This window comes from Klebsiella sp. Sb-30, assembly GCF_057652795.1.
Window position 1 is genome coordinate 5372227 of record NZ_CM172749.1, and the last position, 10915, is coordinate 5383141.

The 10915-nt window shown below is 55.0% G+C and carries 13 protein-coding genes; 1 reads left to right on the plus strand and 12 read right to left on the minus strand.

Features of this window, described 5'->3' with window-relative positions; translation table 11 throughout:
• Positions 1 to 4: 4 nt before the first annotated feature.
• Positions 5 to 670, minus strand: coding sequence for a 6-phosphogluconate phosphatase (gene yieH, locus AC236I_RS25090; RefSeq protein ID WP_100662850.1), 666 nt, complete (start codon positions 668 to 670; stop codon positions 5 to 7).
• Positions 671 to 838: 168 nt separating this feature from the next.
• Between yieH and AC236I_RS25095 the strand changes: the two genes are divergently transcribed.
• Entirely contained in the window at positions 839 to 2176 is a 1338-nt protein-coding gene (locus AC236I_RS25095; RefSeq protein WP_004869195.1) for an NCS2 family permease, read from the plus strand.
• Positions 2177 to 2222: 46 nt separating this feature from the next.
• Here AC236I_RS25095 and AC236I_RS25100 read toward each other — a convergent pair whose 3' ends face one another.
• The 11 genes from AC236I_RS25100 to AC236I_RS25150 form a co-directional block, all read right to left on the minus strand.
• Positions 2223 to 2789, minus strand: coding sequence for an NADPH-dependent FMN reductase (locus AC236I_RS25100; RefSeq protein WP_004869193.1), 567 nt, complete (start codon positions 2787 to 2789; stop codon positions 2223 to 2225).
• A 37-nt stretch (positions 2790 to 2826) separates the two neighbouring features.
• Entirely contained in the window at positions 2827 to 3411 is a 585-nt protein-coding gene (locus tag AC236I_RS25105) for a 4'-phosphopantetheinyl transferase family protein (RefSeq protein ID WP_463666837.1), read from the minus strand.
• 308 nt (positions 3412 to 3719) lie between these two features.
• Positions 3720 to 4679 carry an HTH-type transcriptional regulator YidZ gene (gene yidZ, locus AC236I_RS25110; protein ID WP_004869189.1) on the minus strand — a complete coding sequence of 320 codons (960 nt, stop codon included), beginning with the start codon at positions 4677 to 4679 and terminating at the stop codon, positions 3720 to 3722.
• Complete coding sequence (locus tag AC236I_RS25115; protein ID WP_015585461.1) at positions 4648 to 5832, minus strand: MFS transporter; 1185 nt, start codon at positions 5830 to 5832, stop codon at positions 4648 to 4650. Before AC236I_RS25115 ends, yidZ begins: the two co-directional genes overlap by 32 nt.
• A gap of 118 nt (positions 5833 to 5950) precedes the next feature.
• Positions 5951 to 6355 carry a GNAT family N-acetyltransferase gene (locus AC236I_RS25120; RefSeq protein WP_004869184.1) on the minus strand — a complete coding sequence of 135 codons (405 nt, stop codon included), beginning with the start codon at positions 6353 to 6355 and terminating at the stop codon, positions 5951 to 5953.
• A gap of 180 nt (positions 6356 to 6535) precedes the next feature.
• Entirely contained in the window at positions 6536 to 7900 is a 1365-nt protein-coding gene (gene mnmE / locus AC236I_RS25125) for a tRNA uridine-5-carboxymethylaminomethyl(34) synthesis GTPase MnmE (protein WP_004869182.1), read from the minus strand.
• An 83-nt stretch (positions 7901 to 7983) separates the two neighbouring features.
• Positions 7984 to 9630: a membrane protein insertase YidC gene (yidC, locus tag AC236I_RS25130; protein WP_004869180.1), complete on the minus strand. Its 1647-nt coding sequence runs from the start codon at positions 9628 to 9630 to the stop codon at positions 7984 to 7986.
• 2 nt (positions 9631 to 9632) lie between these two features.
• Positions 9633 to 9890: a membrane protein insertion efficiency factor YidD gene (gene yidD, locus AC236I_RS25135; RefSeq protein WP_015585463.1), complete on the minus strand. Its 258-nt coding sequence runs from the start codon at positions 9888 to 9890 to the stop codon at positions 9633 to 9635.
• The gene (gene rnpA, locus AC236I_RS25140) at positions 9854 to 10213 is read right to left on the minus strand and encodes a ribonuclease P protein component (RefSeq protein WP_049264554.1); all 360 of its coding nucleotides are present in this window, start codon (positions 10211 to 10213) and stop codon (positions 9854 to 9856) included. The genes yidD and rnpA overlap by 37 nt, the downstream gene beginning before the upstream one ends.
• 15 nt (positions 10214 to 10228) lie before the next feature.
• Positions 10229 to 10369, minus strand: a complete 141-nt coding sequence (rpmH, locus tag AC236I_RS25145; protein ID WP_004871828.1) for a 50S ribosomal protein L34 — start codon at positions 10367 to 10369, stop codon at positions 10229 to 10231.
• Between the two features lie 218 nt (positions 10370 to 10587).
• Positions 10588 to 10668: a hypothetical protein gene (locus AC236I_RS25150; protein WP_418325380.1), complete on the minus strand. Its 81-nt coding sequence runs from the start codon at positions 10666 to 10668 to the stop codon at positions 10588 to 10590.
• Positions 10669 to 10915 lie beyond the last annotated feature (247 nt).

A 10915-nucleotide genomic window follows, 5' to 3' on the forward strand; every position in this document is an offset into this window, starting at 1 on the left:
TTCATTAACGCGTAATATGCCATCCACGGGCTTTCCACAGCGCAGGCAGCTGTGCCAAATCAGTAAAGGTCGTCACTTTTGGATGATCGATCGGTTTGTTGTGCGGATCGGCGCAGAAGTAAAACACCTCCATTCCTGCCTCAATCCCGGACTGAGCGCCTGCACTGGAATCATCCACCAGAATGCAGTTTTCGACGTTAACGTTCATCGTCTTTGCTGCATGGAACATCAGTGCCGGATCGGGTTTCCAGCGCTGAATATCGTAACCGCTGTACAGTCGGTCGGGAAAATGGCGCAACATGCCGGTTCTTCCCAGCGAGTGCTGCATTTTACTGACCGGGCCGTTAGAGACCACGCACATCGGCACGCTGATCGTATCCAGCAGCGTTTCCGCTCCGGCAATCGCTTCCAGTTCAGAATCAAACAGGCGTGCGACTTCGGCACGGTAGAGAGGTTCGAGCTCTGGTTTTTGTAGATTAACGCCGTGCTCCTGGTTGATGGTATCAATGATTTCGTAGAGCTTTACGCCTTTGAAACGCTTAAAAATCTCGTCTAAATCCAGCGTAATGCCGAACGCTTTGAACATGTGAACATAGGCGCGGGAACAGATCACTTCGCTGTCGACCAGCGTGCCGTCGCAGTCGAAAAACAGGGCTTCTATTTGGGACATGCCGTTTCCATTTTAACAAGTTAACGTTTTCGTCCTGCCTATTCACAAGACGCAATCGTTGCCGTATAAGCAAATTCAATGAAAAAAATTACCATACAACTGCCCCCGGTGTCGCATTTTGGTATAGGATAGCGACGAATTTTCCCTCCTTTTGTTCGGAAACCGATAATGAGTCAACAACAAACCAGCCAGTCTTCTGGCCAGGGTCTGCTGGAGCGCGTATTCAAACTACGTGAACACGGCACGACGGCACGTACCGAAGCGATAGCAGGTTTCACCACCTTTTTGACAATGGTCTACATTGTTTTCGTTAACCCACAAATTCTTGGCGTAGCGGGTATGGATACCAGCGCTGTCTTTGTGACGACCTGTCTGATCGCCGCCTTCGGTAGTATTTTGATGGGGCTGTTTGCTAACCTGCCGGTTGCGCTGGCGCCGGCAATGGGGCTGAATGCCTTCTTCGCCTTTGTCGTCGTCCAGGCGATGGGGCTGCCGTGGCAGGTGGGGATGGGCGCTATCTTCTGGGGCGCCGTTGGTCTGCTGCTGCTGACTATTTTCCGCGTACGTTACTGGATGATTGCCAATATTCCCGTCAGCCTGCGGGTGGGGATCACCAGCGGTATCGGGTTGTTTATCGGCATGATGGGGCTGAAAAATGCCGGCGTGATTGTCGCAAACAAAGACACGCTGGTGAGCATCGGTAACCTGACCTCCCACAGCGTGCTGCTGGGGATTCTCGGCTTCTTTATTATCGCTATTCTCGCCTCCCGTAACATTCATGCTGCGGTGCTGGTCTCCATCATCGTCACGACGCTGCTGGGCTGGATTCTGGGTGATGTCCACTACACCGGTATTGTTTCCGCTCCGCCGAGCATTACGTCGGTGATTGGCCATGTTGATTTGGCTGGCTCATTTAATCTCGGTCTGGCGGGTATCATCTTCTCCTTTATGCTGGTGAACCTGTTCGACTCCTCCGGAACCTTGATCGGCGTGACTGATAAAGCCGGTCTGGCCGATGAAAAAGGCAAATTCCCGCGGATGAAACAGGCGCTGTTTGTCGACAGTATCTCATCGGTGGCCGGTTCCTTTATCGGCACCTCTTCTGTGACCGCCTATATCGAATCCTCCTCCGGTGTTTCCGTGGGCGGGCGTACCGGTCTGACGGCGGTGGTCGTGGGGATTCTGTTCCTGCTGGTTATCTTCCTGTCGCCGCTGGCGGGCATGGTGCCGGCGTATGCCGCAGCAGGTGCGCTGATCTATGTGGGCGTACTGATGACATCCAGCCTGTCGCGCGTGAAGTGGGACGACCTGACGGAAGCGGTGCCGGCCTTTGTGACCGCCGTGATGATGCCGTTCAGCTTCTCAATTACCGAAGGGATTGCGTTAGGCTTTATCTCTTACTGCGTGATGAAGATTGGTACCGGTCGTCTGCGCGATCTCAGCCCGTGCGTGATTATCGTCTCGCTGCTGTTCGTGCTGAAAATCGTGTTTATCGACGCGCACTAAGCGTCGAGCATAATAAGAAAGCCCGGCAGCGCTGCCGGGCTTTTTTTTACGCTTTCACTCGCTGAATATACTCGGCAAAGGCGCTCAGCTGTCCACTCAGATGGTCGAGTGTGCTCTGATCGACCACCTCTCCCGACTGCGGATCGACCTTGTTCTGAATCACGCCGCCCATAAACTCAGGCTTGTTCATCACCATCGCATCGAGGAACACCAGAATTTGACGCAGGTGATACTGGCAGCGTGCGCCGCCAATTGCGCCCATGGAGCTGGTTTGAATCAGGACCGGTTTCCCGGACAGCGGTTGTTCAGGCAGGCGCGACAGCCAGTCAATCGCGTTTTTCAGGCCGCCGGGAACGGAATAGTTATATTCAGGTGTAACGATAACAACGCCGTCGGCTTCGCGAATCTGTTGTGCAATATCCTGCACGCTTTGCGGAAACCCGTCTTCCTGCTGGATATCCGCGTCATATAACGGAATGTCGCCAATCGATGGCAATGCGGAGATCTCCATGCCCGCCGGCGCAATGCCAGGCAGGGTGCGCGCAACCATGCCATTAAAAGACCCCTTGCGCAGACTTCCGAGTAGCGTAACAACTTTCAACGTATCAGACATGATTGCTCCTTTGCATCATGATAGCCGGACAGACCGGTCAGTTGAGGGAGAGTGCTTTTTCTGTGGGCAGGCTGGTAAAGCGTATCAGACGGGCAGAGGGCTCCTTCGCTCGCATCTGTGCGTCCGGCAGGCTACGCCAGCCTTCCTGACAATTGTATTCCCAGACTTTAAGCTGGCCGATGGCCGGCGTGGCGGCAATCGACCAGACCAGTATCGGTTCCGCATCGCACAGGGCTTCAACAGGTTGCATGTTGGTGGTCCGTAGTCGCCCCGCGCCGGGTAGTAGCTGCAGACGGACGGGCGCTTCACCGGTCAACTTCAGCACGCTCCTGCGCAGCGCCACCAGCTGGGCGCGCGCTTCGTCAGGGTCATGCTGGATGTTAATCCATAAATTCTCATTGCTGTTGAACACGTAGCGGTTGGCGTCGTGCAGCGGGTGGACGCCGCGCGAGGCGTGCTGAAGCTCCATATCCAGCCCACAATCGCCTTCCGTCGTCAGGCTCACGCCGACAATGTTTCCGGCATAGGAAATGGAAAATCGCGGCAGGTGGGGATCGCGAAAAACGGGTCTGCCGTTCTCTTCGCTGATGATTTCGGGGAGCTCGCTAATGCCATACAGCATAAACAACAGTTCGGCGAGCAGCGAACGTGATGCGCGATAGCGGGTCTGTCGGTATTCTGGCAGGCGCTGCGCGGATTGATGACAGGCCGCGGACAGTCGTGTCGATAGCGGCTCCCTGGTGCTGAGTATCCCTCTTGCAAAATGCGTTGCCATTCGTCGCTCCGTGATTAATGGTCAGAGAAAAAGTTGGGGGTCTATTATCACCTGGTATTGATAGGTTTTAATGCGGAAATCCCCCCTTGAAAAGGGATTTGCGCGATTTTTACAATTTCTTGCGCAGTCAGGCGGGGATGGCAGGAGAAAACACGTCAGAGGGGGTCCGCATAGAGTCGCTTAAACGTTTCTCTGAGCCAGACTATCTTCGGGTTGTCGCTGTTGCGTTTGTGCCATAGCAGGGTAAAGGGCACCCGCGTTTTTTCCAGCAATAGCGGCTCCAGCGGAAGCGGCCGCGACACCAGCGGCAGGTGGTGCTGCCGGTTATAGTGATGGCAATAACGCGGCGCGGTGGCCAGCATCGTGTGATTCGGCTGGGCGGCCATAAACAGCGATTGTTCAAACCCCGGCAGGGTTAACGCAACGGTGCGTTTATGCCCCAGCTCGTGGAGAACATCATCCAGCGCCCAGGTATCACTCTGTTCCCAGCTGATATTGATATGCGGATAGCGTAAAAAGGTCTCCAGATTCCACTCTTCGTTGAGCGCCGGGTGATCCGCGCGCAGCCAGACCTGAGGCAGGTCGGTAAACAGGACTTCAAAATCGATATACCACGGCAGCTGGCTGAGTTGCTCCCGTGAACGCGGATGTGTTTCACGTCCGCAAAAGCCGATATCGACTTCACCGCGAATGATCGCATCCAGCGAGTCATAGTCCCAGTTGCGCAGGCGAATCAGCGCCTGGGGATAGCGCTGGTAGATTTGCTGCGACAGCGAATTAAACAGAATCATCAGCAGCGGCGTTTCCGCCGCCAGTTCGAACTTCAGACCGCTCGGCATGATGTGGTGGGGTTTATCGAGGATCTGATTGCCCATCTGCATCCAGTCCGCCAGATCCTGCTCCATGCTGGTCATCAATGGCGTCGGCGACAGACCGAGCGGCGTTTTGACGAATAGCGGATCGTCAAACCAGGCGCGCAGTTTAGCTAATGATTTACTCACCGCCGACGGCGAAACGTTCATGCGCTTCGCCGTGCGGGTGACGCTGAGCTCCTGGGTCAGAAGCTGCAGACAGAGTAATAAATTAAGATCGAGACTCGACAGGGATTTCTTCATTATGTTGCGCAGCCCGGACAGAGGAAGCGGCCAGAATCAGAACAATACTCACTATGCTACAGGCAATGAGAATCCCGATCAGCATATTCATGGCACTTAACCCGATGATGGCAGCGAGCCAAATCCACAGTGAAGAGCCGCAAACCTGAGCAATCCCCAGTACCGAACTGGCAACCCCAGCCCGCAGAGTAAATGGCCCCAGGGCCTGGCTCATGGCAACGCCAAAGCCCACAGAGAAGCCTGCGCAAATGAGCGCCAGACCCAGCATGGTTACCGTCTGGCTGGTGGCAAGGCAGAGCAAAGCCCCGGCCGTAAAGAACATCACCTGTGACGTCAGCATCAATGTACGCGGTTTAAACAGGGTGAGCGCAAAGGGCGTTGAGAACGACACCGTCATGCTGACCAGCGCCATTAAGGCCATCGCCATCGAGTATTGTCCACGATCGAACCCCATCTCCTCCATCATCAATACCGGGGAGACGTTAACGTAGGTGAGGATCGCCGTTACGCTGAGGGTAGTAATGACGATACGGCTGAGGAAAAAGCGGTTCAGCAGTGATTCCGTGGCATTTTTCTGCCCGGCAAGAGTCGGTGAAGGGGCTGCCGGCCGCGTTTCCCGCAGCATAAAGACCGAGAGCAGGCCGACCATCACCCCCATGCCGGTCATGGTGTAGAACAGGCTCTGCCACGGGTATTTCAGCATAATCAGGTGGCCCAAAACGGGAGCCAGGACCGGGATAATGCAGGTGATGCCATTTAACAGCGACAGCACCCTGGCGCGACGACGATCGTCGAGCGTATCGCGCAGGACGGCAAAGGCGACGACGTAGCAGCTCCCCGCCCCGATGCCCTGAATAAAACGCCCGACCAGGAAGAGATCGCTGCTCTGCGCGTGCGCGCAGAGCAGCGAGGCCAAAATAAATGTCGTCGAACCGAAAATGGCGACCGGCTTACGTCCGGATTTATCGGCGGCTCTGCCGGCAAACAGCATCGCGGCGGCCATGCCCGCAAGGTAAACCGAGAATGCAATATGCAGCTGTGCTTCGCTGGCGCCGAGGTCCTGCGCAATACGCGGCAAACCAACCAGATACATATCGATGCCGGATGGATAGAGTAAAACCAGCGCAAAACTGCAGATAAGAAAGCGTGCCATAGAACCCCCGCGAGAATAGAGGCGTACAGAGTAATGGCTATTGCGCGGCAGTACGAGTTGCCATTTGGACAACAATGATTTCCTGAGAGGAAAAACCCTCGCTGCGTTCTGCGATGAACTACCAGACTTTGGCCATGCCATCGCTGGCCGGGCGCACGGAAGTAAAACCAAACTTCGCATACAGCTCGGGGACATCGGCAACCAGAGAAACATACGCGCCCTGAAAGGCATTGGCATCCAGCCAGCGGACAATATTCTCCATAATCAGTCTACCCAGCCCTTTTCCCTGGTGCGCCGGATCGACCGCGACATCGACTATCTCGAAATTCACGGCGCCATCACCGACGATGCGACCCATGCCAACCGGAATTCCCTGCCAGAGAATATGGACGCCGTAGCAGCTGCGCGGCAATCCGGCTATCACGCCCTCCAGCGGGCGCGGTGACATGCCGGAGATCCGTCGTAAACGGCAAAAATCCTCTGCCGACGGGACGGTCTCGATAACGGCGTAATCAGAAGTCATGGCGGTATCCTGCTGTGGGAGGCTCATGACATTTAATGATGCCACGTTGTAGGAAGCAACCTTGCGTCGGTGAGATCGTGAGATGAAAGGAAAAACCTCCTGCCAGGAAAATAAAAAACCTGCATAAACATTAAGTTGATGCAGGTTAGTTCATGCTCACCAAGGCATATTGATGATGCGTTATTTACCGATACAGAAGCTGGAGAAAATGCGCCCCAGCAGGTCATCAGAGGTGAATTCGCCGGTGATCTCGCTCAACGCCTGTTGCGAGAGCCGTAGCTCTTCGGCCAGTAGTTCACCGGCCCAGGCGCCAAGCAGCTGCGCTTTGCCCTGCTGGAGATGACTGGCGGCTTCTGACAGCGCCTGCAGGTGACGACGACGGGCGAGGAAACCGCCTTCCATGTTGGTATCGAAGCCCATGCTCTGCTTGAGATGGTTGCGCAGGACATCTACGCCCTCACCGGTTCGCGCCGACAGTCGAATCAGTGAGTGGCCATTCACTTCACTGATACCCAACGTTTCGCCAGTGACGTCAGCTTTGTTTCGGACCACGGTAATCGGCAGTTTCGCCGGTAAACGCTCGATAAAGTCTGGCCAGATTTCCGCCGGGTCGACGGCGCTGGTGGTCGTACCGTCCACCATGAACAGTACCCGGTCAGCCTGCTCGATTTCCTGCCAGGCACGTTCAATACCAATGCGCTCAACCTCATCATTGGCATCGCGGAGTCCTGCGGTATCGATGATATGCAGCGGCATGCCGTCGATATGGATATGCTCGCGCAGTACATCGCGGGTGGTTCCGGCAATATCGGTCACGATCGCCGCTTCGCGCCCGGCCAGCGCGTTCAGCAGGCTCGATTTCCCGGCGTTCGGGCGACCGGCGATCACCACTTTCATCCCTTCGCGTAGCAGGCTGCCCTGGCGGGCCTCGGCGCGAACGGCATCAAGATCGGCAATCACGCCGTTGAGCTGGGCTTCGATTTTACCGTCGGAAAGAAAATCGATTTCCTCATCCGGGAAGTCAATAGCGGCTTCGACATAGATACGCAGATGGGTCAGCGCTTCCACCAGATGATTCACCCGGGCAGAGAAGGCGCCCTGCAGCGAGTTCAGCGCCGAGCGTGCTGCCTGCTCGGAACTGGCGTCAATCAGGTCAGCAATCGCTTCAGCCTGGGCGAGATCGAGCTTATCGTTAAGAAACGCGCGTTCAGAGAACTCCCCGGGCCTGGCGATACGCACGCCCGGCAGCGTCAGGATTCGTTTCAGGAGCAGATCCAGAATCACCGGGCCGCCGTGGCCCTGGAGTTCCAGCACATCTTCACCGGTAAAGGAGTTTGGGCCGGGGAACCATAGCGCAATACCCTGATCCAGCGGCGTGCCGTCGGTATCTTTAAAGGGCAGATAATCGGCGTAGCGCGGTTTTGGCAGCTTGCCGAGAACCGCTTGCGCGACGTCGCGTGCTTTGAGGCCGGAGATGCGCAGGATGCCCACACCACCGCGTCCCGGTGGGGTTGCCTGGGCGACGATAGTGTCGTTATGGCTCATGATGACTCTCTATGTAAATGTAAAAAAGGCGGTCTATTGACCGCCTTCTCTGGCATTGATGCTACTGCGGTTTAAGCAGAGTATCAGCTCTTTTTCTTCTCGCGGCTATGCAGACCACGCTTCTCGAGACCACGGTAAATCAGCTGCTGCTGAATAATGGTCACCAGGTTGCTGACGATATAGTAAACCACCAGACCTGACGGGAACCACAGGAAGAACACCGTAAAGATGACCGGCATAAAGGTCATGATCTTCTGCTGCATCGGGTCGGTCACGGTGGTCGGAGACATCTTCTGAATGAAGAACATCGTCGCGCCCATGATGATCGGCAGGATGTAGTACGGGTCTTGTGCTGACAGGTCGTGGATCCACAGGATAAACGGCGCATGACGCAGTTCAACCGAGGCGCTCAGCATGTAGTACAGCGCAAGGAAGATTGGCATCTGAATAATCAGCGGGAAGCAGCCACCCAGCGGGTTGACCTTTTCTGCTTTATACAGGGCCATCATTTCCTGGCTTTGACGCTGTTTGTCATCGCCCAGACGCTCACGCATTGCCTGAATCTTCGGCTGCAGCATGCGCATCTTCGCCATGGAGGTGTACTGCGCTTTGGTCAGCGGGTACATGATGCCACGAACGATAAAGGTGATAACGATGATCGAGAAGCCCCAGTTGCCGAGGAAGCTGTGGATGAATTTCAGCAGCTTAAACAGCGGTTGGGAGATGAACCACAGCCAGCCGTAGTCGACGGTCAGATCCAGGTGCGGCGCGACGGCTGCCATTTTGTCCTGAATGGCCGGGCCGACCCACAGAACGCTTTCCAGCTTGTCGGTTTGACCCGGCTGCACCAGTACCGGCTGCGATTTATAGCCGATGGCGACAACGCCGTTGCCGAGGTTGGCGGTGTAGAAGTTGTTGGTACCGCTGTTTTGCGGAACCCATGCGGTGGTGAAGTACTGCTGCAGCATCGCCACCCAACCGTCTTTGGTGCTGACGTTCAGGTTTTCGTTATCGACGATGGTATCGAATTTATATTTTTCGTATTTCGATTCAGACGTTGAATACGCGGCGCCACGGAAGGTGTGCATCGTAGACAGGCCACCGGTTTGCGTATCGCGGGCGGTTGGCAGGTTGGCAGTCTGTTTCAGCTGACCGAAGGTAGAAATCTCCAGCGGTTTTTCGCCAACGTTCTGCACGTTATAACCCACGTTCACCGCATAATCACCGCGTTTCAGGGTGAAGGTTTTGGTGAAGACGTTGCCTGCTTTATCGGTATACGTCAGCGGAATGACGATTTCGTTCTGGCCTTCCGCCAGCACAAACGCATCTTTATCGACGTTATACAGCGGGCGGGCTCCATTAGCCGGGTTATCCGGGCCATCACGACCGGTTAAGCCGCTTTGAGCCTGATAGATAAACTGTGGCGTGGTTTCCAGTAACTGGAACGGTTCAGTCGACTTCAGTGCTTTCGGATAAGCCGGAAGCAGCGCTTGCTCCACATCACCACCGCGGGTGTTGATGGTCAGCTCAAGCACATCGGTTTTTACCGTAATCAGTTTCCCCTGGCCACTGGCCGGTACGCCCTGGTCGGCGGCGCTACCCGCTGCTGTGGTCGTTGTCTGCGTGGTCTGTTGCTGAGCCTGAGGATTGTTATCCTGCTCCCAGGCTTGCCAGATCATGAAAGACACGAACAACAAAGCGATGATAAGAAGATTGCGTTGCGAATCCATCGTTAGTGTTCTCTGGTATCAAATGGTCCAGGCGGGACGGGATCGTCACCACCAGGGTGTAAAGGGTGGCATTTTAATACGCGTTTCACTGTCAACCAACTGCCTTTTATCACTCCAAACCTGCGCAATGCCTCAATTCCGTAGCTTGAACAGGTTGGCGTGAAACGACAATGCGGCCCGAGTAGCGGACTAATCAGGCGCTGATAGACCCGTATAAGGCCTATCAGGACCCGGGAGCCAGGCGACAATGGCGGCGCCATAATTTTTCCAACGCTTCCGAGAGAGCACGGTTATCGAGGTCAGCAACCCCTTTCTTTGCCACCACCACGAAATCCATTGGCGGGAGTTCATGTTGACGCAAACGAAAACTTTCACGCGTCAGACGTTTAATCCGATTGCGTTCATGTGCGCGTTTGACGTTTTTCTTGGCGACGGTAAGACCGATGCGGGGATGCCCCAGCGAATTCAGGCGGCCGAGGATGGTGATTTGCGGCGTGCCAGCCCGTTGTGGCTGCTGGAAGACGAAAGTGAAATGACTGGGAGTTAACAAACGTAACTCCCTGGGAAATGCGAGCTTAACCACGCAGGGTTAGCTTTATTACTTGGAAACGGTCAGACGAGCACGGCTTTTAGCACGACGACGTGCCAGAACCTGACGACCATTTTTAGTAGCCATACGTGCACGGAAGCCGTGAGAACGGTTGCGCTTCAGTACAGACGGTTGAAAAGTGCGTTTCATGGCGGTTTCTACCTAAACTTGAATAATTTCACTGACTTTTGCGTATACCCGAACGAACTTCGAACGACTTACGCGGCAGCGATGGTGATTAAAGAGGCCGGATTGTAATAATTGTACACTCCGGAGTCAATTCTCTTTCCTTATTTCTCGCACCTTGTCGCACAAAAAATGACCTGCGACAGGCAACGGAAAACGGGCATTACGCGCCGGGTGGAGGATTATACGGCCTGACGGGTAAAGCGCAAGGATCGCAAAGGATCTTTGTTAGATCGTTTAGGCCCTAAACCAGCATAGCTCATTAAATTTTCCAATATGTGGGCGAAATCGTGCCTCACTCCTCTCCGGATCGATTACACTTACCCGGCTTCGATCCTTCCTGTGGATAAATCGGGAAGAATCTGTTGAGAAACACAAGATATCTTTCTCAGTTTAGGCTATGATCCCCGGTCCTGATCGCGATCCACCGATCCGCATCGGATAAATACCGCAGATAGCGGTTCACGCGTCACCCCTTTTGTGCAGGGGCTTTTCGGCCAATGCAGGGTC